At 63.9% G+C, this 22,506-nt stretch carries 19 protein-coding genes; 12 read left to right on the forward strand and 7 right to left on the reverse strand.

The features are described from left to right. Window positions 1-45: 45 nt before the first annotated feature. Window positions 46-777, forward strand: a complete 732-nt coding sequence (locus AACZ17_RS14225) for a glucose 1-dehydrogenase (protein ID WP_290741332.1) — start codon at window positions 46-48, stop codon at window positions 775-777. A 13-nt stretch (window positions 778-790) separates the two neighbouring features. On the opposite strand, the gene AACZ17_RS14230 is transcribed toward AACZ17_RS14225, so the two are convergent. Then, window positions 791-2,038, reverse strand: a complete 1,248-nt coding sequence (locus tag AACZ17_RS14230) for a hypothetical protein (protein WP_290741334.1) — start codon at window positions 2,036-2,038, stop codon at window positions 791-793. A 130-nt stretch (window positions 2,039-2,168) separates the two neighbouring features. On the opposite strand from AACZ17_RS14230, the gene serB reads away from it, so the two are divergent. Continuing rightward, entirely contained in the window at window positions 2,169-3,407 is a 1,239-nt protein-coding gene (gene serB / locus AACZ17_RS14235; protein ID WP_290741336.1) for a phosphoserine phosphatase SerB, read from the forward strand. Here serB and AACZ17_RS14240 read toward each other — a convergent pair. Beyond that, window positions 3,387-5,222, reverse strand: a complete 1,836-nt coding sequence (locus AACZ17_RS14240) for a hypothetical protein (protein WP_290741338.1) — start codon at window positions 5,220-5,222, stop codon at window positions 3,387-3,389. The two genes, serB and AACZ17_RS14240, sit on opposite strands and share 21 nt — an antisense overlap. A gap of 151 nt (window positions 5,223-5,373) precedes the next feature. Between AACZ17_RS14240 and efp the strand changes: the two genes are divergently transcribed. Continuing rightward, a complete protein-coding gene (efp, locus tag AACZ17_RS14245; RefSeq protein WP_290741340.1) occupies window positions 5,374-5,943 on the forward strand; it encodes an elongation factor P in 570 nt (189 codons plus the stop codon). Window positions 5,944-5,965: 22 nt separating this feature from the next. Continuing rightward, window positions 5,966-6,925, forward strand: coding sequence for an EF-P lysine aminoacylase EpmA (epmA, locus tag AACZ17_RS14250; RefSeq protein WP_290741342.1), 960 nt, complete (start codon window positions 5,966-5,968; stop codon window positions 6,923-6,925). On the opposite strand, the gene AACZ17_RS14255 is transcribed toward epmA, so the two are convergent. Both AACZ17_RS14255 and nhaC read right to left on the reverse strand, forming a co-directional pair. Continuing rightward, entirely contained in the window at window positions 6,896-7,369 is a 474-nt protein-coding gene (locus AACZ17_RS14255; protein WP_290741344.1) for a thioesterase family protein, read from the reverse strand. The two genes, epmA and AACZ17_RS14255, sit on opposite strands and share 30 nt — an antisense overlap. 1 nt (window position 7,370) lies before the next feature. Further along, window positions 7,371-8,849, reverse strand: a complete 1,479-nt coding sequence (nhaC, locus tag AACZ17_RS14260; protein ID WP_290741347.1) for a Na+/H+ antiporter NhaC — start codon at window positions 8,847-8,849, stop codon at window positions 7,371-7,373. Window positions 8,850-8,973: 124 nt separating this feature from the next. On the opposite strand from nhaC, the gene AACZ17_RS14265 reads away from it, so the two are divergent. The 3 genes from AACZ17_RS14265 to AACZ17_RS14275 are packed head-to-tail and all read left to right on the forward strand — an operon-like array spanning window position 8,974 to window position 13,858. Then, on the forward strand, window positions 8,974-9,873 hold the full coding sequence (locus AACZ17_RS14265) for a DMT family transporter (RefSeq protein WP_290741349.1): 900 nt from the start codon (window positions 8,974-8,976) through the stop codon (window positions 9,871-9,873). A gap of 6 nt (window positions 9,874-9,879) precedes the next feature. Then, window positions 9,880-11,565, forward strand: coding sequence for a VRR-NUC domain-containing protein (locus AACZ17_RS14270; RefSeq protein WP_290741351.1), 1,686 nt, complete (start codon window positions 9,880-9,882; stop codon window positions 11,563-11,565). Next, window positions 11,558-13,858: an ATP-dependent DNA helicase gene (locus tag AACZ17_RS14275; protein ID WP_290741353.1), complete on the forward strand. Its 2,301-nt coding sequence runs from the start codon at window positions 11,558-11,560 to the stop codon at window positions 13,856-13,858. Before AACZ17_RS14270 ends, AACZ17_RS14275 begins: the two co-directional genes overlap by 8 nt. Here the strand turns inward: AACZ17_RS14275 and AACZ17_RS14280 are convergent. Genes AACZ17_RS14280 through AACZ17_RS14290 form a run of 3 tightly spaced genes read right to left on the reverse strand, consistent with a single transcriptional unit; the run spans window position 13,831 to window position 17,115 of the window. Next, entirely contained in the window at window positions 13,831-15,102 is a 1,272-nt protein-coding gene (locus AACZ17_RS14280) for a class I SAM-dependent methyltransferase (RefSeq protein ID WP_290741355.1), read from the reverse strand. The genes AACZ17_RS14275 and AACZ17_RS14280 overlap by 28 nt on opposite strands. A gap of 1 nt (window position 15,103) precedes the next feature. After that, the gene (locus AACZ17_RS14285) at window positions 15,104-15,859 is read right to left on the reverse strand and encodes a DUF1365 domain-containing protein (RefSeq protein ID WP_290741357.1); all 756 of its coding nucleotides are present in this window, start codon (window positions 15,857-15,859) and stop codon (window positions 15,104-15,106) included. Next, window positions 15,856-17,115, reverse strand: coding sequence for an FAD-dependent oxidoreductase (locus AACZ17_RS14290; RefSeq protein WP_290741359.1), 1,260 nt, complete (start codon window positions 17,113-17,115; stop codon window positions 15,856-15,858). The genes AACZ17_RS14285 and AACZ17_RS14290 overlap by 4 nt, the downstream gene beginning before the upstream one ends. Window positions 17,116-17,293: 178 nt before the next feature. On the opposite strand from AACZ17_RS14290, the gene AACZ17_RS14295 reads away from it, so the two are divergent. The 5 genes from AACZ17_RS14295 to AACZ17_RS14315 all read left to right on the forward strand — a co-directional run bounded on the left by AACZ17_RS14295 (window position 17,294) and on the right by AACZ17_RS14315 (window position 21,685). Then, window positions 17,294-17,914: a sigma-70 family RNA polymerase sigma factor gene (locus AACZ17_RS14295; protein ID WP_290741361.1), complete on the forward strand. Its 621-nt coding sequence runs from the start codon at window positions 17,294-17,296 to the stop codon at window positions 17,912-17,914. A 13-nt stretch (window positions 17,915-17,927) separates the two neighbouring features. Beyond that, the gene (locus AACZ17_RS14300; protein WP_290741363.1) at window positions 17,928-18,584 is read left to right on the forward strand and encodes a ChrR family anti-sigma-E factor; all 657 of its coding nucleotides are present in this window, start codon (window positions 17,928-17,930) and stop codon (window positions 18,582-18,584) included. A 308-nt stretch (window positions 18,585-18,892) separates the two neighbouring features. Further along, a complete protein-coding gene (locus AACZ17_RS14305; RefSeq protein WP_290741365.1) occupies window positions 18,893-20,035 on the forward strand; it encodes a Re/Si-specific NAD(P)(+) transhydrogenase subunit alpha in 1,143 nt (380 codons plus the stop codon). A 1-nt stretch (window position 20,036) separates the two neighbouring features. Continuing rightward, window positions 20,037-20,318: an NAD(P) transhydrogenase subunit alpha gene (locus AACZ17_RS14310; protein ID WP_123032695.1), complete on the forward strand. Its 282-nt coding sequence runs from the start codon at window positions 20,037-20,039 to the stop codon at window positions 20,316-20,318. Window positions 20,319-20,320: 2 nt separating this feature from the next. Continuing rightward, entirely contained in the window at window positions 20,321-21,685 is a 1,365-nt protein-coding gene (locus AACZ17_RS14315; protein WP_290741369.1) for an NAD(P)(+) transhydrogenase (Re/Si-specific) subunit beta, read from the forward strand. Window positions 21,686-22,506 lie beyond the last annotated feature (821 nt).

The raw sequence follows: 22,506 nt of genomic DNA on the forward strand, positions 1-22,506 counted from the left end.
CAGCGCCGCTATGCTGGTCTCTCCCTTGTTGAGTGAGTAGAGCCAATGCAGCGATTCAACGGCAAAACCGTCATTGTCACCGGCGCTGCCCAGGGCATGGGTGCCAATCATGTGCGTCGCTTCGTGGGTGAGGGCGCGAACGTGGTCTTCACCGATGTGCAGGAAGAGGCCGGCGCGGCGCTGGCCTCGGAACTCGGTCCGCAGGCCTGCTTTGTGCGACAGGACGTGTCCAGCGAAACAGACTGGGACACCGTGGTGGCCACCGCGACAACGCGCTTCGGGCGCATTGATGTGCTGGTCAACAATGCGGCGCTGTTCTTCTCCTGCCCCGTCGATGAGGTGGAACCGGAGCGGGTGCGCCGGTTGCTGGAGGTCAATGTCTTCGGCAGCTGGCTGGGCATCAGCAAGGTTGCGCCGGTGATGAAGGCGCAGGGCGGCGGTGGCGCCATCGTCAACCTGTCATCGCTTGCGGGCATCCGCGGGATACCCACCATGGCGATCTACGGCGCCTCCAAGGCGGCGGTGCGCGGACTGACCAAATCCGCGGCCTACGACCTCGGGCCGGCCGGGATCCGGGTGAACGCGGTACTGCCGGGCGCAGTGGCGGATACCGGCATGTTCTCCGGCGGCACACCGGAGCAGATGCAGGCCATTCCGCTGCAGCGTCCGGCACGCCTGGATGAGATATCCGCCCTCGTCCTGTTCCTGGCCTCGGATGAGGCCAGCTATATCACCGGCGCCGACCACACCATTGATGGTGGGCGCGGCCTCTGGTGAGTCGCGGCGTGGATCAGAGCGGCTCCCCGAGGCGCTTCAGGGTCAGCCGCAGCTGTCGCTCCAGCAGGTCGTCCCAGGGGTTCAGGAATTCCTCCAGAATCGCGTAGTCGCCGAGCTCGCTGGGGCGTTGCTCCAGGCGGCTGCTGACGTCGATATCCTCGCAGACACCCGGTGACAGCATCACCTGCGGCGGCTTGCTGGCGCACAACGTCTGCAGTTCGTCCAGGGTGGACTGGATGTACAGCCCCGGATATATGTCGGTTTCATCGCCGCGCCCCAACTCACTCTGGGCGACCGCCATGGCCATGCCCAGCGACAGGCTCATCTTCTTTTCCACCGCCTTGCTGATGCTGCGCACCAGCCAGGCGCAGCAGCTGGCCCGAAAGGCCGCGCTGCCGCCGCTGGTATTGCCGCTGAAGAACACGGCCAGGCCAAACTGCCGCACCACCTGCAGGTGGCCGCCGTAGAAGCCGGCGGCGGCGTAGACTATCTGGTGCAGGCGGTCGGTGTAGCGGTGCAGCGAGCTTTCGTCCAGCGTGTCGATGTAATCCGCGAGGCTGATCAGGTGCAGGTAGAGCACCGCGGTATCCCGGTAGTTGGCGGGGTTCGGCCCGCTGCTGCTGCGCGCGCGCAGCAACTCCATGGGCAGTGCATTGATGTGGTGCTGCAATTGCAGCAGCTCATTGGCGGGCAGTGCCGCCTTGCTGTTTTCTTCCAGCGCCAGGCTGCGTGCCTGCCGCTGCAGCCGGCTGGCGAGAAACTCCAGCGCCGCCTTGCGCGCTGCTGCATAGACGATCAGGCTCAGCACGATGGCAAGCCCGAACAGGCTCAACAGAAAGCGTATGCGGGCAGTTTCGGCGACGGCAGTGCTCAGGGTAATGACGACCTCGCCCGCAATGTCCGGGCCGATCATCACGGGTGCCCGGTAGTCGGTGAGGTACTCGCCGTCGACATGGCCCGCTTCACCGAGAGGGCGCCCCTCCACATCGAAGATGGCGACCCTGCCGGCGGAGGACGACTCAACAAAACGGTGCAGCGATGCGGCAACGTTGAGCAGGTCGCCGGTTTCCAGCGCGACCCCGATACGCCGCGCGATCTGCTGGGCCAGCGCATCGCCGAACTCCGCCTGCTGCACTTTCTGCATGTGGCGACTGGAGGTGGCAGCAAGGGCCACCAGTGCCAGGCTGATCAGCAGGCAGCCGAGCCCGGCGATGAGCGCCAGCTGATGGCTTAAGCTTGCGTCGCGGAATCGATTGCTCACGCCCTGTGGCTTCCCTGTCGGTAAAGCGGCGAGTATAAACCAAGGCTGCGCCCGCTGCGCGCAGCGGTTTCGCCGCAACCGGCGCAGGGTTAGAATACGGCCCTTTGCAGCCAGCCGGACCCACAACCCCGTGAACGATATTGTCCTTATCACCCTTTCCGGCGCGGATAAACCGGGCATTACCGCCGGGGTTACCGGGTTGCTCGCCGAGCATTCGGTGAATGTGCTGGACATCGGCCAGGCAGTGATTCACGCCACCCTGTCCATGGGGCTGCTGCTGGAGATTCCCGCCGCTGCGCCGCACAGCGCTATCGAGCACGCGCTGCAGGGCTTTGCCGCCCGGCAGCAGTTGCAACTGCGCTGGCAGCAGGTGACTGCGGAGAGCTACGGGGACTGGGTCGCGGCCCAGGGGCGCGCCCGCTATATCACCACGCTGTTGGCGCGCAAGATCACCGCCGACCAGCTGGCCCGGGTCAGCGGGGTTTTCGCTCGTCACGGCCTCGGTATCGACGGTATTTCTCGCCTCTCCGGGCGTATTCCTCTGGGAGAGCTGCCACCACTGAGCAAGGCCTGTGTGGAGTTTTCACTGCGCGGCAGCGTGCCCGATGTGGCCGCCTTTCGCCGCGAGCTGCTGGAAGTTGCCAGTGCCCTGGAAGTGGATCTCGCATTTCAGGAAGACACCATGTATCGCCGCAATCGGCGACTGGTTGCCTTCGATATGGACTCCACGCTCATTGAGGCCGAGGTTATCGACGAGCTGGCACGCCTGGCGGGCGTGGGCGAGCAGGTGAGCGCCATCACCGAGCGCGCCATGCGGGGCGAACTGGATTTCGCGGCAAGCTTTCGCGAGCGGGTCGCCCTGCTCAAGGGCTTGCCTGAGTCGGCGCTGCAGGAGGTTGCGGCGAACCTGCGCATCACCGAGGGCGCGCGGCACCTCATCAGTACCCTGCGCGCGCTGGGCTACCGGACCGCGATTCTTTCGGGGGGCTTTACCTATTTTGCCCACTGGCTGCAGCGGCAGCTGGGCATTGATTATGTGCACGCCAACGAGCTGGAAATCGCCCAGGGCGTGGTCACGGGCAACGTCAGCGGCGTGATTGTCGACGGCGAACGCAAGGCGGCGCTGCTGCGCCAGCTGGCGAGCCGCGAGGGGATTGACCTGCAGCAGGTGATTGCGGTCGGTGACGGGGCCAATGACCTGCCCATGCTCAGTATCGCCGGGCTGGGCATTGCGTTTCGCGCCAAACCGCTGGTGCAGCAGTCCGCCGAGCAGTCCATATCCACTCTTGGCCTGGACGCCATTCTCTACTTGCTGGGTATCTCCGACCGCTATCAGCCGGCTTCGGCGTCAGATATCCGACCAGATTGACCGAAACGGCGAGGCCGGCAGCTCACGCTCCGTTTTGACTTTCGCCGCGGCGCGCGCGGCGGTTTCCCGGAACTCGAACTGGCTGTAGGCACCGGTCGTCGCCACCAGACGCTGCAGGCGCACATCGCGCGTGCTGCCTTCCCGCAACAGTGTCAGTCCCTGGCCTTCGCGAAAGCCGCTGCGTGGCGTGATCAGGGTAGGCGGCTGCGCTACCAGTTTGATTTCCGGCAGCAACAGCACGCGGATGGGCTCGGAGAGCCCGGTCTCTGCGTGTATGCGGGCGCCCCAGGGTTCGGCCCCGGGGCTCAACAGTTCCACCCCGATCAGCGTGCTCTTGCCCTCGAGATGGCTTACCCAGCGAATGGTGGCCAGCACCCAGTTGGGGTGGTCCTCCTCGCGCACGCAGAGCAGGTCGCCGCTGCGAATGATCCCGGGCGGCGTCTCTTCCCAGGCCAGGCAATACCCCCCCGGACTGGCGTTGATGGACTTGATGGTGTATTCGCGGAAGCGCTCCTCGTCCTGCTGCGGGCCGCTGTCATCCTCCCGCAGCAGGGCCGCCCGCGTGCGGGCGTCAACGGCAATGTCACTACCCGCCGCAGGGTCGTCGGGCTGCGCCTGTTCCTCGCCGCTGAAAATGTCGTCGGGGGTGGCTTCCACCCAGGGGTCGCGACGCTTCTGCTCCACCAGGAAAGGGTTGCTGCTGACGCGTTCCCCCGGCGGTGGTTGGTAGCCCTTGCCGTGCAGAACCTCGGCAAAGTTCAGCTTGCCGGCGGAAAAGTAGTGCGCATTGCTGAGCCCCAGCGTTACATGCAGGGTCTGCTGCACCGGCGTGCGATGGAAGTTGCGCATGCTGACGGAGGAAAGCGCCTCGATCATGTGCAGCAGGGTGTGGTGGTGCAGCCGGGTGTCCTTGTCGAACACCACATCCCGGCGGCCGTTTTCCTCGGACTCCGCGGCGATGGCGCGCAGCTGCACCACCAGCGCACTGGTGTCTACCCGGCGCAGGCCCGGGGGATTGTCGGCAAACCGCGGGCTCTTGGCGTAGGTCGGCGGCTGGTCGGCGTCCAGGTCAACGGCAAACAGGGCGTCTTCATGTTCGCTGACCTCCGCCTCGCCGCCCCATTCCAGCAGGCAGCGGAACATGGCGATCAGGTCGCCCTGGCGAACCTGGTTGGGTTTGCAGCAGGATAGCAGCAGTGGGCGCAGCCAGGTGGCTTCGACGGTGGTGGTGCCGCTGTCTCCGTCGTCCACCCGCAGGCGTGTCAGGTGCTGCCGCTCGGCCAGGTGGTAGAGCTGGTGCAGGGTTTGCCACGCGCGGCTTTCGCCGGGCTGGTACAGCAGGAAATGCTGGAATATCTTCCCCGCGGTGAGGTTGATGGCCCGCTGCAGGGCCTCACACATCAGGCGCGCCGGATTGACCCCGGCCATGGTGTCGCGGTCGCGGAGGGCGTGCACGGCCACCAGGGTATAGGCGGTGCTGGACAGGCCCAGCAGCTGATCGGCTATCTCCGCCAGCTGGCGCGGCTCTTCCGGCATGACCAGTGGCTGGTTGATGACCTTGCGCGTGAGGCTGGCAACGGCGACGTTCATATTCGGCCGGATGGCTTCGAGAATGGCGTAGCGTTCGGCGGCGGGCAGGGCAACCCGGTTCAGCTCGCCGAGGAGGGAGGCCAGTGTCTGTGCGACTTCGCGGGCGCTGGTGACCGGCAGACCCGCGGCCCATTGCGCAGCATCCGCGCCGGTCAGCGGAAAATAGCTGAACGTGGTCAGGTCCTGGCGCGGTATACGCAGTTTTACGGGTGCCTTGTCACTCATGCCCCTGGCCTCCCATCACGCCCATCCTTGTTTGCTGGTAAACGTGACCAAGAGTAGCCCATACGAGGCGTTAATCGCCACTGCAATATCGCCGTAGGCGGCCGGGTACGGTATGATTGCCGGCAAATTTTTCAGTAGTGTGATACCTGTCATGGCGAATTTTTCTACCAACGAGTTCCGTCCCGGCCTCAAGGTCATGCTGGACGGCGACCCCTGCAGCATTCTCGAGAACGAGTTTGTGAAGCCGGGCAAAGGCCAGGCCTTCAACCGCGTGCGCATGCGCAACCTGAAGACCGGCCGCGTCTGGGAACGCACCTTCAAATCCGGCGAAAGCCTGGAAGGCGCCGACGTCATGGACCGCACCATGGAATACCTCTACACCGATGGCGAGTTCTGGTATTTCATGGAGCCGGACACCTTCGAGCAGCACCAGGCCGATGCCAAGGCCGTGGGCGATTCCTACCTCTGGCTGAAGGAGCAGGACAGCTGCGAGGTCACGCTGTACAACGGTTCACCGCTGTCGGTTGCGCCGGCCAATTTTGTCGAGCTGGAGATCGTGGAAACCGACCCCGGCCTCAAGGGCGATACCGCGCAGGGCGGCAGCAAACCGGCCAAGCTCAGCACCGGCGCTGTGGTCAAGGTGCCGCTGTTCGTCACCACCGGTGAAGTGGTTCGCGTTGATACCCGCACCGGCGAGTACCAGAACCGGGTCAGCAAGTAGGTTCCCCCCGCAGCCGTAGCCCGTGAGTGACTGGCGTCCCGGGGCGACGCTGGCGCAGCTGCGGCAGCGCGCAGCGCTGTTGGCAACGATTCGCGACTTCTTTGCCGCCCGGGGCGTGCTTGAAGTCGAGACACCACTGCTGTGTTCCCGGGGTATTACCGACCCCGCAATTGAACCCCTGGTAGTGCGTGAGGGGCAGTCCCTGGCGGCGGCTCCGCGCTACCTGCAAACATCCCCCGAGTACGCCATGAAACGCTTGCTGGCCGCTGGCAGCGGGCCGATCTACCAGATCTGCAAGGCGTTTCGCGACGGCGAAGCCGGGCACCGCCACAACCCTGAGTTCACCCTGCTGGAGTGGTACCGCCCGGGCATGGATCATCACGGCCTCATGGCCGAGGTGGCGGCGCTGGTGTGCAGCTGCCTTGGCGCGCGGCCCTGGCAGGCATTCAGCTACCGCGAGGCGTTCCAGCGCAGCCTGCAGCTGGACCCGTTCACCGCTGAAATTGCCGAGTTGCAGCGCGCTGCGCGGCAGCTGACCGACCCGGGCACCCTGACGGGTGGGCGCGATCTCTGGCTGGACCTGCTATTGACCCACGGTGTGGAGCCCTGGCTGGCCGGGCAGGGCCTGTGCTTCCTCTACGACTATCCGGCCAGCCAGGCGGCCCTGTCGCGGCTGGCGCAGCGCGACGGACACCGTGTTGGCGAGCGCTTCGAGTTGTACATCGATGGGGTGGAAGTGGCGAATGGCTACCATGAACTGGCTGATGCCGCCGAGCAGCGTGCCCGTTTCGAGGCAGACAACCGACAGCGTGAGGCCCGGGGGCAGTCGCCGCGGCCGCTGGACGAGGCTTTGCTTGCGGCTCTGGCGCACGGCCTGCCGGCCGCCAGTGGCGTTGCGCTGGGGCTGGATCGCTTGCTGATGCTGGCCAGCGGCGAGACGGATATCCGGCGCCTACTGGCCTTTTCCTGGGAACGTAGCTGAGGCCGGCGGGCAGACCGCCGGGCCGTAGCCAGCGATAAATTCGGGCGGCATGCGTCGCGGCCGCCCGGTGCTGATCTCGATACAGGCAAAACGCATCATGCCGCGCAGTAGCGTGACGCCGTCGGCCGGCCGTTGAATCTGGAAGCGGCGCTCCATGGTCAGCCGGCGGTCCCAGCCCACGATCCAGGTGCCGGCAATCAGCGCATCGCCTTCGCGCGATGCTTGCAGGTAGTCATATTCGCTGTGGGTAATGGCCATCGCCCGGTCCAGCCGGCGATAGCTGTCCAGGTCCAGCCCCAGGTGCACCGAATGGGCCCAGGCCACCTGCTCACACCATTTCACATACACCGTGTTGTTGGTGTGTTGCAGGCCATCGATATCGGCAGCGCCCACCTCGGTCTCGAGCGTGAAGGGCTGTGGATAGTCCCAGGTCAGTGCGGCCATGCTACACGGCCTGGCCGGGGCTGAGCGCTGTGTCCGGCTCCAGCGGCTTCTGCGCGAAGTGGAAGAACGCGTAGGCGATGGCCAGCAGCGGACATAGCAGGTTGAAAAAGGCAAACGGTGCGTAGCTCAGCGTGGCCACGCCCAGTGTCGCGGACATGTAGGCACCGCAGGTATTCCAGGGAATCAGCGCTGAGGTCAGCGTGGCGGAGTCTTCCAGTGTGCGCGACAGATTGAGCCGCGACAGCCCGCGACGGGCATATTCATCGCGGAACATGCGTCCGGGCAGGGCAACGGATATGAACTGGTCTGCCGCCAGCACGTTGGTGGCGATGCAGGTGCCGACCGTGGCGCCCACCAGGCCTGCCGCGCTGTGCACCCGCTGCAGTATCTTGCGCAGCAGGTGATCGAGGATGCCGGTGCGCTCCAGCACGCCGCCAAACGCCAGCGCACAGATAATCAGCCACACCGTATTGAGCATACTGCTCATGCCGCCCTTGCTCAGCAGATCGTCGAGAAAGCTGTTGCCGCTGTTGGCCACGTAACCGTCGAACAGGCTGATCCATACCCCTTTCAGCAGCAGCGCGGCCGGGTGGAGCTCTCCCGCGGCTCCCGCGAGTTCGCGCACCGCCTGTGGCTGGAACAGCACCGCGAAAACAGCGCCTGCAAGGGCGCTGACCACGATGGAGGGAAACGCCGGAAAGCGTTTGTAAATCAGTCCCAGCATCAGCACCAGCGGCAGCAGCAGGTGCCAGCCGATGTTGAATTCCTGCATCAGGCTCTTCTGCAGTGCGGCGATCTCCTCGGGGGTTGCGGCCTCGCCGCCGCCGATCAGCAGGAAGGCCAGCAGTGCCAGCGCAAAACCGGGCACGGTGGTCCACAGCATGTGGCGAATGTGGTCGAACAGGTCTACCCCGGTGGCCGCCGCCGCGAGGTTGGTGGTGTCGGACATGGGGGACAGTTTGTCGCCAAAGTAGGCGCCGGACACGATGGCGCCCGCCGTGATGGCCGGTGACAGGCCGAAGCTGCCGGCGATACCCATGAGCCCGATACCCAGGGTGCCCGCAACGGTCCAGGAGCTGCCGATACTCACCGCCACGATGGCGCAGATGGCTGCGCTGGCGGCGTAGAACACCGATGGATTGAGTATCTCCACGCCATAGTAGATCATGGCGGGCACGGTGCCCGACAGAATCCAGGTGCCGATCAGCATGCCTACCGACAGCAGGATCAGCGTTGGCCCCAAGCCCACGGAAATACCGTGGATAATGCCTTCCTGGGTCGCGTGCCAGGTGAGTCCGATACGCTTGCCGACCAGCGCCGCCACGCAGGCCGCGAGCAGCAGCGCGATCTGGTTGGCGCCGTAGGAGGAGTCCGCGCCGAACAGATAGACCGAGGCCGCCAACAGCAGGGTCAGGAAGACCACTGGCGCCAGCGCAAGGCCGGTAGTCAGCGGGCGATAGTCAGGGGGCTGGTCGCTCAAGGGGTCTCTCGTGTTGCTGCGGCAGGCACTGATCAGGCGTCATCAGGGCTGAAGAATGCCTTAAACTAGGGCCCGGGTACAGTGCGGACAACGCGGGCAGGGGGATTACAGCGATGGCAATACGGTGCTGAGGAACGATCGCAAGGCGCTCTATCTGGGGCTGAGCGCGGTGCTGCTGTGGTCCACCGCGGCCACGGCCTTCAAGCTCGCCCTGCGTGAGCTGGATGTGTTCCAGCTGGTCGCCTGGTCGGTGTCCGCCTCCGCGCTGGCGCTGTTGGCGATCGTCTGCTGGCAGGGTCGGCAGCGGCAACTGTGGCGCTCGCTGCGCGAGCGACCCGGCTATTTTCTGGTGTTGGCGGCGATCAACCCGCTGCTCTACTACCTGGTGCTGCTGCATGCCTACGCGCTGTTGCCGGCGCAGCAGGCACAGACCATCAATTACACCTGGGCCATCACACTGGCCCTGCTGGCGGTGCCGCTGCTCGGGCAGCGGCTGGGACGCCGGGATCTGCTCGCGGTGGCTCTCGGCTATAGCGGCGTGGTGATTATCGCCACCCAGGGCCAGCCCTTTTCCCTGCAGTTCAGCAGCCTGCCCGGGGTGGGGCTGGCGCTGGGCAGTACTCTGGTCTGGGCGCTGTACTGGATTCTCAATACCCGCAACGAGGGCGACCCGCTGGTCAGCCTGTGCCTGAATTTCCTGCTGGCTACGCCGGCCGCATGGCTGGTCTGCGGTCTGTTTTCAACCCTCTCGACGGGCGGTACCACCGGGCTGCTGGCCGCCCTGTATGTGGGCCTGTTCGAGATGGGAATTACCTTTGCGCTCTGGTCCAGCGCCCTGCGCCTGACCAGTTCCGTGGCGCGGATCGGCAACCTGATCTTCCTGTCGCCGCTGTTTTCGCTGGTCTTTATCGCGACGGTGCTCGAGGAGACCATCCACCCGGCGACGCTGGTCGGGCTGGCCCTGATCATCCCCGGCGTGCTGCTGCAGCAGGCGGGCGGCAACACCGCGCCCCGCGAGGCGTAGGCCACAGTGGCCACGCCCGAGCCCCCGGTATTGGCGCCCCGCTATTACCGCGACAACTTCCAGCACCTGTGCGATACGGTAGAAGCGCTCTACGGCGATCTGTTGCAGCCCGAAGAGCAGGCCTGGCTGGCACAGTGGCGAGCGGCTTCGGAACCGGCGCAGTGCCTGTATGTGCGGCTGGTTTCTCGCGTAGGGCCGTGGTTCCGTATGAACAGGCTGGATTATCCGGAAATCGGGGCGGTTGAGGCGCCGCTGGCGGAACTGCACGCACTCGACCTGCTGCTGTTGCCGCAGGAAGCCAGCGAGGAGTCGCTGCAGGTGCAGGACCTGGACCGCCTGTTCACACTGCCCGAGTGGCGCCGCACCTTCCGGGATCGCTTGCCCGCAGCGGCACAGCGCAGCAAGGCGCAATGGGTGGCGGCGGTGGAGGCGCTGGCCGAGCCGGTGGCCGATGTGCTGCAGGCGCTGTGTGCAGCGACCGGCGAGCGCCTGGTTGCCCCGCTGGGTGTGGATACGGTCGGCCTGTTTCAGTTGCTGTTCTTCGGCAACCGGCGACAAACGCTTACCGACTTCGTGCTCAGCGACCTGGGCATCAACCGCTATTATCCCTACGCACTGACCCGTGCGCAGCGACGTTTTCCCTGCCGCGAGTCGGTGGACGAGTACCGGCAACTGGGCGAACTGGCAGACAGGCACTGGCTGCTGGAGCAGGCCGGCGCGGCGGAGGACTTCACCGCACTGGCTGAGGCATTGCTCGACACCCCACCGCGCCACGCCACCAGCGAGCGACGCTACTGGCTGCTGTGCAATCGGCTGGGGCGCAATCTGGAGCGCAGCGGCGACTGGACGCTGGCTGGGCGTCTCTACCAGCGCAGCCAGTTGCACCCGGCGCGGGAACGCCACGTCCGTGTGCTGGAGCAGCGCGGATGCTGGCAGGAGGCGCAGGACGCGTGTACGGAGCTGTTGCAAAGCCCCTGGTGTGAAGAGGAACGCGATGCGGCCCGGCGCATTCTGCCACGGCTGCAGCGCCAACTGGGTGTGCCCCCGACTCCGCGCAGGCGTCAGGCGGTGCCGATGCTGGACCTGGCGTTGCCGCAGACAGAGACGCGGGTAGAGATCGCGGTGGCCGAGCACCTCGCCGATGGCGAGTGGGACTCGGTGCACTATGTGGAGAACAGCCTGTTCAACAGCCTGTTCGGGCTTGCCTTCTGGGAGCAGATTTTTGCACCGGTGCCCGGCGCTTTCCACAACCCCTTTCAGGCCGTGCCCGCAGACATGTACCAGGCCGGATTTCGCACCCGCAGGGAGGCAGCACTGACGCGCCGCCTGCGCGAGCTGGCCACGGGTGATCTCGCTGCCGAGTTGCAGGCTGCGCTGCAGCGCTACGCGGGTTATCAGTGTCGCTGGGTCAGCTGGCCGTTGCTGCACGCCGATTTTCTGGCCCGGGTCACAGCCTGCATACCGCGGGAGCACCTGCTTGCGGTTTGGGAGCGTATCCTGTTCGACCCGGGTGAAAACCGGCGCGGCTTCCCCGACCTCATCGCCCTCGGCGACGGCCCGGGCGCCTATTGCCTGGTGGAGGTGAAAGGTCCGGGCGACCAGTTGCAGCACAGCCAACGGCGCTGGCTGCAGTTCTTCGGGGATCAGGGTATACCGGCGAAGGTGGCGCGGGTGGTGTGGACTGATGGCTGAGCACCGCGTGACCGTGCGCGAGCTGGCGCTGTTCTGTCACCGCAGCGGTGACATCGACCACCGCTTCACGCCTTCTCCCACGGGCCAGCAGGGAATTGAGGGGCACCAGCGCATCTACCGTCGCCGTCCAGCCAGCTACCGCGCGGAGTTTTCCGTACAGCTCGCCTGGCAGGGTGCAGCAGCGCTGCCGGCGCTGGTGGTGTCCGGCCGTGCGGATGGTTACGACAGCGAGCAGGGGCTGGTGGAGGAAATCAAGACCTGCCGCATTGACCCGTCCCGCATCCCACCTGCGGTTACGCGTCTTCATCTGGCCCAGGGCAGGCTGTATGCGGCCTTGATTGCAGCCAGCGAAGATTTGCCCGGGTTGGCGGTACAGCTGACCTGGCTGCAGCTGGATACGGACGAGGAGCACCCGCTGCGGCAGGATTACAGTCGCGAAGAGCTGGATGACTTCCTGCAGGATACCCTCCTGCGCTACAGCCAGTGGCTGGCACAGGTGGCGCAGCGACGCCTGCGGCGCGATGCCAGTCTCACGGCGCTGGCGTTCCCCCACGCGCAGTTCAGGGCTGGCCAGCGCGAACTTTCCGAGCGTGTGTACAAGTGCATTCACCAGGCCGGTCAGCTGCTGCTGGAGGCGCCCACTGGCATCGGCAAGACCGCCGCCGTGCTGTACCCCGCCCTCAAGGCTCTGGGTACAGGCCGCCATGACAGCGTGGTCTTTGCGACGACCCGTATCAGTGGGCGCCGCGCCGCGGAGCAGGCCATGCAGCGCTTCGTGAGCGCGGGCTATGGTGGCAACGCGCTCAGCCTCACGGCCAGGGAGCAGGCCTGCCTGGCGCCGGGAAAAGCCTGCCACGGAGAGGATTGCCCCTACGCCCGCGGCTACTACGACCGTCTGCCCGCCGCCCTCGAGGAAGCGCTGCAGGCGCCACTGCTGGGGCGCGAGGCGCTGGCTGCGATTGCCGGGCGTCACTCGGTATGCCCCTACCAGCTCAGCCTGGACCTGGTGCCCTGGGTGGATGTCATTGTTGCCGATGTCCACCACGTGTTCAGCCCCACCGCAAACCTCGCCGAGCACCTGACCGCCGCCGGTGGACGCTGGACAGTATTGCTGGACGAGGCGCACGGCCTGCCCGACCGGGCGCGCGGCATGTACGGAGCCGAGCTGCCCAAGGCGCTGGTAATGGCGGCGCGTCGCGAGGCCTCCGGGGACCTGCGACGCGCGCTGGAACGGCTCAATCGCCAGTTGCTGGCGCTGTTGAAACTGGAGGGGTGGGTGTCCGCCAGCCATTGGCTGACGGACGTGCCAGAGTCGCTCGGCAGGGCGCTGGCAGAGTGTGTGGAGGCGGTGAATGCAGCGCAGGCGTTGGACGCGTTTGTGTTGCAGGCCCGCCCTGCCCTGCGCGACCTGTATTTTGTCGCGCTGCAGTGGCAGCGCTTGCTGGAATGCTGGGGTGGCGAGTTCCGGCTGGAGCTTGAGCGGGGCGCTGGCCCCCAGGGCTTGGTACTGCGTGTGCATTGCCTGGAGCCCTCGCGATTGCTGGCGCAGCGTCACCAGGCGATGCATGCGCTGGTCGTGTTCTCCGCCACGCTCAGCCCGCAGCAGTGGGCACTGGATACCCTGGGTCTGACGCCCGCGGCGGTGGCCTGGTGCGCGCCCTCCCCGTTCACCCGGGACCAGCTGCAGGTGCAGATTGCCTCGCATGTGGATACCCGCCTGCAGCAGCGTGCCGCAAGTTTGCCGGTGCTGGCCACCCTGCTGCGGCAATGGCTGGAGAGTGTGCCGGGCAACTGTTTGCTGTATTTCCCTTCGTACCGCTACCTGGAGGACTGCCTGCAGCAGATGCTGGAGCAGGGTTGGCCGGCGGGCCGCCAGCGCTGGGTGCAGGGCCGGAGTGGGGCGGGTGGCCCGGACCTGTTGTCGTTGCTGCAGCAGGCGCGGGATGTGGCGGCGTTCTGTGTGCTCGGCGGTGCCTTCGGCGAGGGTATCGACCTGCCCGGCGACGAACTGCACAGTGTGGTGATCGTGGGTGTTGGCCTGCCACAGGTGAGTGCCGGCAACGAGCAGCTGCGGCAGCTGTTCGGCAGCCGCTACGGGAACGGCTTTGCCTACGCCTACCAGTACCCGGCGGCGCAGAAGGTCAGCCAGGCGCTGGGCCGTGTGGTGCGCACCGGAAGCGACCGCGGCAAGGCACTGCTGGTTGATGCGCGCTATGCCGACCCTGTCTGGCGGGCATTGCTGCCGCCCTGGTGGGACTACACGAGCTACCCGGTGACAGCCAGCGGACGATAGCCGGGCTTGGCAAAGGCGAGTTGCACCGTGCCGATAATCCGCTCGCGGAAGCCGCCCTCGCAGTAGCAGAGGTAAAACTCCCACATGCGGATGAACTGGTCGTCAAAGCCCTGTCGGCGCACGGCGTCCAGCTGCGCAATAAAGCGCTCGCGCCAGGCGGCCAGGGTGCGTGCGTAGTCCAGGGTGATGTCGCGCAGGTGCACCATCTGCATGTCAGTATCGCGGGCCAGGTGGTTGGCGATCACAGCAATGGACGGCAGGCAGCCGCCCGGGAAGATGAAACGCTTGATGAAGTCGACGGTATCCCGCGCCTGCTGGTAGCGCTGGTCGCTGATGGTGATCGCCTGTATGACCATTTTACCGTGGGGTTTCAGCAGTTCGCTGCAGCGCGCAAAGTAGGTGCCGTAAAACTGGTGACCCACCGCCTCGATCATCTCGATGGACACCAGTTTGTCGTAGTGTCCGGTGAGGTTGCGGTAGTCCTCGCAGAGCACCGTTACCCGATCACCCAGGCCCAGCTGGGCCACGCGCTCGCAGGTGTAATTGAATTGCTCTCTGGAGATGGTCGTTGTGGTGACCCGGCAGCCATAGCGTTGCGCGGCGTGAATCGCCATGCCGCCCCAGCCGGTGCCGATTTCCAGCAGGTGGTCGTCCGGGCTGAGTTCCAGCTGCTGGCAGATCTCGTCGAGTTTTGCCAGGGATGCTTCTTCCAGCGAGCTGTCAGCGCTGGGGAAGAGCGCGGAGGAGTACATCATGGTGGGGTCGAGAAACAGGCGGAAGAAATCGTTGCCCAGATCATAGTGTGCCGCGATGTTCCGGCGTGAACCGGAGTGCGTATTGCGGTTCATGCCGTGGGCGAGCTTCAGGCCCAGCCGCACCAGCCAGGACTGGCCGCGTTCCATGGCTTCCATGGTGAGCATGTTGGCGCTGAACAGGCGCGTGACCGTGGTCAGGTCGGGGGTCGACCAGTCGCCCTCGATGTAGGCCTCGCCTGAACCAATCGTGCCGCCGGAAAGCAGTTTGCCGTACACCGCGGGGTTGTGCACGGTCACCTCGGCATGGGGTTCGCCATCGCGCCGTGAGCTGCCGACACGGAACGTCTCGCCGCCGTCATGCAGGGTGAGGCTGCCCACCGTGAAGTTGCCAAGTACCCGCAAGAGCAGCTTGCGCGCCAGGTGATGGTTGGACCAGCGTTTTCCGGCCTTGGTTTGCAGCCGCACCTGGCTGACACTCATGTCGTTCATATCACGCTCCAGAAGGTCTCGATCCGGGGTGGTTGTGCACCGGCACCCCTTTGATAAACAGGCGCAGTGCCTGCCAGTAAATACCCAGGGCCACCTTGAGTGTCATCAGTGGATGGCGCCAGAGAATGCGGTTCAGGTTGCGTCCGGTCATGGGCCGCGCGCGCAGGGTGAGATTGGCCTCGAAAATGCGCCCCTCGTCAGTGTCCGTCGCCAGGTAGATCGACAGGCGCTCGCCCGGCGTGTTGCTGCGCCACACGTAGCGCATGTCCATCGGGTTGAAGGGCGACACATGCATGGCCTTGTCGAAGGTATGTTGCAGCCAGCCGCCGCTCTCGGGGCCTCGCAGCACGTAGCTGTGGCGCTCATCCCAGGGCGTGTTGGTGACCTCTGCCACCAGAAACTCGAGGCGACTTTCGTCGTCACTGAAGCAGTAGTAGCAGGCGATCGGGTTGATCTGGTAACCGAAGTAGCGCAGGTTGGCGAGCAGGTAGATGGGCCCGGTGTGCTCCTCACCGGTTTCTTCGCGGATGCGGCGTCGCACCTCCTCTGCGAGCGGTATTGCGGGGTCACCGAGAAAGTCGCTGCGCAGGAAACGTGCCGGCGCCCAGCGCGTACTGGACCACAGCCAGCGTTTGGCAAACAGCTGGGGCAGTTCGTCCAGGCATATCCAGGGCATGAAGACGCCATAGCTGAAGGCGTGCTCACGGGGCAGGAAGCGGCGGTGGCGCAGCGTGCCTTGGTACAGCCTGGACTTCACGCCGCGGCCTTGGCCGCCTGGTTGATGCCGTCCGCCACGCGCAGTGCGCTGACGACGCCATCTTCGTGGAAGCCATTGTGCCAGTAGGCGCCGCAATACCAGGTATTGCGTGTGCCATTGATCTCCTGCCAGCGCTGTTGAGCCTTGATACCCGCCAGCGAAAACACCGGGTGGGCATAGTTGAACGTGCCGAGGATGCGGTTCGGGTTGATGGAGGCAGTGTCGTTCAGCGTCACGCAAAAGGTCTCCGGCGCGTTGAGTCCCTGCAGGATATTCATGTTGTAGGTTACCACGGCTCGCCCCGAATCCACGCCCAGGCGGTAATTCCAGCTCGACCAGGTTTTGCGGTTCTGCGGCAGCAGGCGGACGTCGGTGTGCAGCACCACCTCGTTGTTCTGGTAGGGCAGTGCACCGAGGATGGCCTTTTCCTCCTCCGACGGGTCGGCGAGCATGCGCAGGGCCTGGTCGGAGTGTGCCGCCACCACCACCTGATCGAAGCGGAAGCTGCGGCCATCGCGCAGGGCGAGGTCAACGCCGTTGGGATTCCGGTTGATGTGGGTGACCTCGCTGGAGGTGTGTATGCGGTCTTCGAAGCGCTGGCAGAGCGGCCGCAGGTATTCCCGCGAACCGCCTTCCACGACCCGCCACTGGGGCCTGTTATTGACCGAAAGCAGGCCGTGATTGCGGAAGAATCGCAAAAAGAATTCCAGCGGGAAATCGCTCACGCTGGCGCAGTCTGCAGACCAGATTGCGGAGGCCATGGGCACCAGGTAATGACTGCTGAAGGCGTCGCCGTAGCGTTTGCGCTGCAGGTAGTGGCCCAGCGTTTCCCCGGGCTCCAGCAGTCCGGACTCCAGGTCGGCGACGGATTCACGGTTGAAGCGCAGGATGTCGCGCACCATGCCCAGGAAGCGGGGCGATGCCAGATTGCGTCGCTGCGCGAAGAGGGTATTGATGCTGCTGCCCGAGTATTCGAGGCCGCTCTCGAGATCGCTGACGCTGAAGCCCATGTCCGTCGGTTTGCTGCTGACGCCCAGTTCCTGCAACAGGGCAATAAAATTGGGATAGGTCCAGTCGTTGTAGACGATGAAGCCCGTGTCCACGGCGTAGCGCCGGGTACCCAGCTTGACATCGACGGTGGCCGTGTGGCCCCCGATCTGCGTCCCTGCCTCGAACACAGTCACGCGGTGCGCGCGGCTGAGATAGTGGGCACAGGACAGGCCGGAAATACCTGAACCGATGACTGCGATATCCAAAACTGTGACTCCTCCCGGCCTTCAGGCGGCACCGCGCTGCGTCGCGGTCGAAACCCGTGCCTCAAACGATAGTTCAATGGCCAGATTACGCCCTCCCGCTGCCGCTGGATCATTCTGCTTATTTATACAAACGATTTGATCCGGCTGCCTCGCCGGGGCGTATACTGGCCTGAACACGATGAAGAACGCGGGTGCAACGGTGGAAGAAAAGATCGACAGTGCGTCGAACGGCTGGCAGGGCCCCACAGGGCGCCGTACCGACGAGTGGAGCGAATGCCTCACACAAATTGCAGCGACCGGCGATCGCGCGGCGTTCACACGCTTTTTTCGCCATTTTGCGCCGCTGATCAAGGCCTTCGCCCTGTCCGGCTCCAGTCTGTCTGCGGCACATGCGGACGAACTCGTCCAGGAAGTGATGTTGAAGGCCTGGCAGAAGGCCTCCGCGTTCAACCCGGAGAAAGCAGCCGCCAGCACCTGGGTCTACACGATAGCGCGCAACTGCCGCACGGACATGTTCCGCCGTCTGCAGAAGTTCGATACGCCGCTCGCGGCAGACGATTTTATGCCGGATCAGGAGCCCAGCGAGCCCTTTGCCATGTTGCAGAGCCGCCGCAGCCGGGACACGATCCACGAACTGATGGGTACCCTGCCGCCAGACCAGGCGCAGATACTCGCCAAGGTGTACATGGAAGGCAAGTCGCACGCGGAAGCGGCGGCTGAGTTGGATCTCCCGCTGGGTACCGTCAAGTCACGGGTCCGGCTGGCAATCCAGAAATTGCAAATTCAGATAGACAGGTAAGCAGCAGAATATCATGGCCAAGTTTCATCCCAGCGTTGATTTATTGACCGAGTACGTGGCGGGTATCCTGCCGCTCGCGCAGTCCGCCTGCATCTCGGCACACCTCAATTACTGCCCGCAGTGCCAGCAGCAAAGTGCCCGCTTGCAGGACCTGGGTGCCGTGTTGTTCGAGAGCCTGACACCGGTGCCGGTGGGCGACGCGCTGCTCAACACCGTACTGGCGCGGTTGGACGAGGAGCCGCCCCTCAGCTATCGGCGTGCCCAAGACCCTGCAGTAGGCCGGCTCCCGGCGCTGTTGCAGCGGCTGATGAAGGGCGATTTCTCCGAGCTGTCCTGGAACAAGATCACGTCCTCCCTGAGCATCAGCTACCTGAAAACGGGTGATACCGCCTACGAGTTTGCGCTCTATCACATCAAGGCGGGCGGCAGGATTCCCGAGCACACCCACCGCGGCTCTGAAATGACGCTGGTGCTGCAGGGCGGCTTCTCTGACGCCGCAGGCAGCTACCACGAGGGGGATTTCCTGTTCCGCGAAGCCAGTGACACCCATGCGCCCACTGCCTTGCAGTCAGAGGACTGCATCTGTCTCGCCGTGCTGGACGCGCCCCTGCGCTTCACTGGCTGGAAGTATCGCTGGATGAACCCATTCCTGCAATTGCGCGCAGGCTGATTCGATCGCCCCCTCCCGGGGGCTTTTTTTTGTCTCCCTTCACCTGTTGCGGGATGGTGGCAACCGCAGGCCATGGGACGATAGCGTATTGAGTCGGCCAATGCCGGGCCTGCAATTATTTGCCATGTGAATATTAGGCATAATTCCTTGATGGGGGTCTGTGTGCTACAGTCCCGTGCCGAAAAACCGGGAGAGCCGGGATCAGGGGTTACCGAACGTTACAGAATACGGTGCCAGACCCTGCTACCACGGCCACAACAACGACAGCAATCTCAATCGACACGCTTGAAAACGGGGTAGGACGAACTATGCGCATCGCAATTCCGAGGGAGACGCATCCGGGCGAAAACCGGGTGCCGGTCACACCGGAGACAGCCAAGAAGCTGTGTCGCCTGGGTGCTGACCTGGTCATTGAAAATGGGATGGGCCTCGGGTCCGGGTTCACGGATGAGGAATATGCCGCGGCCGGTGCCACGCTGACGACCGATCGCGAAGGCCTGTTCCGTGACGCCGACATGCTGTTGCGCCTGCGCAAGCCCGAGAAAGCCGATATCGCGCTGATGAAAAAGGGCTGCATCCACATCAGTTACCTGGACCCGTTCAATGAGCACGACCTGGTGCGCACCCTGCAGCAGCACGGTGTGACCGCCATCAGCATGGAAATGATTCCGCGCACCACGCGCAGCCAGAAAATGGACGCCCTGAGCTCCCAGGCCAACCTGGCGGGTTATGTCATGGTGCTGCAGGCTGCTACGCACCTGCCGCGCATCTTCCCGATGATGATGACACCGGCGGGTACCCTGAAGCCGGCCAAAGTGTTCATTATTGGTGCCGGTGTCGCCGGCCTGCAGGCGATTGCGACCGCCAAGCGTCTGGGTGCACGGGTGACGGCCTTCGATACCCGCCCGGTGGTGGCAGAGCAGGTGCGCTCGCTGGGCGCCACCTTCCTCGATATCGATCTGGGGCAAACCGGTGAGACGGCCGGTGGCTATGCCACGGAGCTGACGCCTGAGCAGATCCAGAAACAGCGCGAAGCGCAGAAAGATACCATTGCCGACTCTGACGTGGTGATCACCACCGCCCAGGTGTTTGGCCGCAAGCCCCCGGTGATCGTTACCCGGGACATGGTGGAAGGCATGAAGCCGGGTTCCGTGATCGTGGATATGGCGGCTGAAACCGGTGGCAATGTGGAGGGCTCGGTGCCGAATGAAGTGGTCACCGTCAACGGTGTGACGATCATCGGCAAGGGCAACCTGCCCAATGAAGTCTGCCGCGACGCCAGCCACATGTATGCGAGCAACCTGTTCAACCTGGTCGATGACGCCTGGGACAAGGAAAGCAACGCATTCAAGATCGACTTCGAGCACGACATCCTGCCCGGCTGCATCATTACGCACGGTGGTGAAGTGACCAACGAAACCATCAAGAAAATCCTGGAGGGGGGCAACTGATATGGAAGCCGTATTCCTGACCTTTATTTTGATGTTGTCCATTTTCCTGGGCTTCGAACTGATCAACAAAGTACCGGCAACGCTGCACACGCCGCTGATGTCCGGTGCCAACGCGATTTCCGGCATCACCGTGGTCGGTGCCATCAGCCTCGCCGGCACAGGCCAGCACGATATGGCCCAGTGGCTGGGTGCTGCGGCTGTCGCCCTGGCGACGATCAACGTGGTGGGTGGTTACATGGTGACCGACCGCATGCTGGCGATGTTCAAGAAGAGGGGTAAATAATCATGGGTGCAACCGGATTGGCCATTCAATTGGCGTTTGTTGTCGCGGCGGCCCTGTTTATTTTCGGCCTCAAGCTGCTGGGTTCCGCCGCCACGGCGCGCAAGGGTAACCTGCTGTCCGCGGTGGGCATGCTGCTGGCGATTGTCGCGGCCCTCATTGACCAGGGCATTGTCGAGTTCCAGTGGATTCTGGTGGGCATGGTGGTTGGCGGCGTGATCGGTGCTGCCACGGCACGCCTGGTGCAGATGACCTCCATGCCGGAAATGGTGGCGCTGTTCAACGGCTTCGGCGGTATGGCCAGCCTGCTGGTAGGTGCTGCGGCGCTGGGTGCCGGCGACAGCAACACCTTCATCCTGGTGACCATCGTGCTGTCCATCCTCATCGGTGGCCTGACCTTCACCGGCTCACTGGTGGCCTATGGCAAGCTGAGCGAGAAAATCGGCAGTGGCGCCGTCACCTTCAGCGGTCAGCAGATCGTCAACAGCCTGCTGGTGCTGGCGATTCTTGCCAGCGCCGTGATGTTCTGCCTGCAGCCCGAGAACAGCCAGTGGCTGTACGCCATCATCGCGCTGTCCCTCTTGTTCGGCATCATGGCGGTGATTCCCATCGGCGGTGCCGACATGCCGGTGGTGATCTCGCTGCTGAACTCCTATTCAGGCCTCGCAGCCTGTGCGGCGGGTTTTGCCATCAACAACAACATCCTCATTGTCGCCGGCTCCCTGGTAGGCGCGTCGGGCATTATCCTCACGCAGATCATGTGCAAGGCGATGAACCGTTCCCTGAGCAACGTATTGTTCAGTGGCTTTGGCAGCGTGAGCAGCGCCGAGACCGTGGTAGAGGGCGAAATCAAGCCCATCTCCGTGGAAGACGCGTTCTATGTACTGGAAGCGGCGACCAGCGTGGCAATCGTACCTGGCTACGGCATGGCCGTTGCCCAGGCGCAGCACGTGGTCAAGGAACTGTGTGAACTGCTGGAAGAAAACGGCTGCGAGGTCAACTTCGGTATTCACCCGGTGGCGGGCCGTATGCCGGGGCACATGAACGTGCTGCTGGCGGAAGCAGACGTACCCTACGACCAGCTGCTGGAAATGGACGAGATCAACCCGCGCATGGAAACCGTCGATGTAGCGATTGTGATCGGCGCCAACGACGTGGTGAACCCCGCTGCGCGGGAGGTGGAGTCCAGCCCCATTTACGGCATGCCGGTGATCAATGTCGACAAGGCGCGCACCGTGTTTGTGCTCAAGCGGTCCATGGCGTCGGGCTTTGCCGGCATCGAAAACCCGCTGTTCTACAAGGAAAACACCCGCATGCTGTTCGGCGATGCGAAAGAAAGCATCGGCGGCCTGATCCGCGAGTTCAGCTAAGTTGTTACCGCCCTGCGGGTGCTTTGCACCTGCGGGGCGGATGAACTGTCGGTTTCACCGAAACGTTCAGCTACGACAACCCCGTCTCGATCACCACCGTCTCCGCGATCTATGGCCTTGAGTACGGCTCCGACCGAGCCCGTTATAGCAAGGTGCATACAGCTTGAATTCCTTCGATTATTCTCTTCTTGTGTTCACGTTGTACCACCTCCAGATCAGGGTATTATTTCTGAACCGGGTGGGTTAATGGCACTGAACCACTTCGTCGACCAGAGCCCTGCGGACCACAATGTAAGTTCCATCGGGGAGAAAGCGACTGGCATTGGTACAGTATTGGCATCGGTAGTGGCGGCTACATCGCAACGTAAAACACCACGCGAGTACTATATAATCAGCGATGAGCGCGCCATGAAAGGCCTTTTCCGAAATCCAGCTATAACGATTCTCCTCTCACTGGCCCTGTGGATTGGCATTCAAGAGTTTCTCGATCATGCTCCTCTCCAGTTTGTTTTGACCGTCATTCTGATGGTAGTTTTCTCGTCGATTCTACTTACATCACGCTGTCCCAGGTGTGGGGACACGTACGGAATCACTATGATGAATTACGTCGTGACACAAAACTGCTGTAAGAAGTGTGCAAGATCGAGGCATTCGAAGAACTGAACAGTCAAAGCGGCGCACCAGAGCAGTGTGCCTACGACCACGACCGCCTGAGCCTATGATGACGTGGCCTCCGGCAACCTCGGCCTGGGCAAAGTCCACGAAGGGACCATAACCGGGTACAGCAAGGTGTAAAGCGGCTCGCCTTTCGATGATGGCCA

This window comes from uncultured Haliea sp. (assembly GCF_963973825.1).
Classification (GTDB): Bacteria; Pseudomonadota; Gammaproteobacteria; order Pseudomonadales; family Halieaceae; genus Haliea.

Bases quoted from the DNA above. Each gene is read 5' to 3' on its own strand.
- AACZ17_RS14225 (WP_290741332.1), top strand. From the start codon at position 46: ATGCAGCGATTCAACGGCAAAACCGTCATTGTCACCGGCGCTGCCCAG.
- AACZ17_RS14240 (WP_290741338.1), bottom strand. From the start codon at position 5,222: ATGAGTGACAAGGCACCCGTAAAACTGCGTATACCGCGCCAGGACCTG.
- efp (WP_290741340.1), top strand. From the start codon at position 5,374: ATGGCGAATTTTTCTACCAACGAGTTCCGTCCCGGCCTCAAGGTCATG.
- AACZ17_RS14255 (WP_290741344.1), bottom strand. From the start codon at position 7,369: ATGGCCGCACTGACCTGGGACTATCCACAGCCCTTCACGCTCGAGACC.
- AACZ17_RS14275 (WP_290741353.1), top strand. From the start codon at position 11,558: ATGGCTGAGCACCGCGTGACCGTGCGCGAGCTGGCGCTGTTCTGTCAC.
- AACZ17_RS14280 (WP_290741355.1), bottom strand. From the start codon at position 15,102: ATGAACGACATGAGTGTCAGCCAGGTGCGGCTGCAAACCAAGGCCGGA.
- AACZ17_RS14295 (WP_290741361.1), top strand. From the start codon at position 17,294: ATGAAGAACGCGGGTGCAACGGTGGAAGAAAAGATCGACAGTGCGTCG.
- AACZ17_RS14300 (WP_290741363.1), top strand. From the start codon at position 17,928: ATGGCCAAGTTTCATCCCAGCGTTGATTTATTGACCGAGTACGTGGCG.
- AACZ17_RS14305 (WP_290741365.1), top strand. From the start codon at position 18,893: ATGCGCATCGCAATTCCGAGGGAGACGCATCCGGGCGAAAACCGGGTG.
- AACZ17_RS14310 (WP_123032695.1), top strand. From the start codon at position 20,037: ATGGAAGCCGTATTCCTGACCTTTATTTTGATGTTGTCCATTTTCCTG.
- AACZ17_RS14315 (WP_290741369.1), top strand. From the start codon at position 20,321: ATGGGTGCAACCGGATTGGCCATTCAATTGGCGTTTGTTGTCGCGGCG.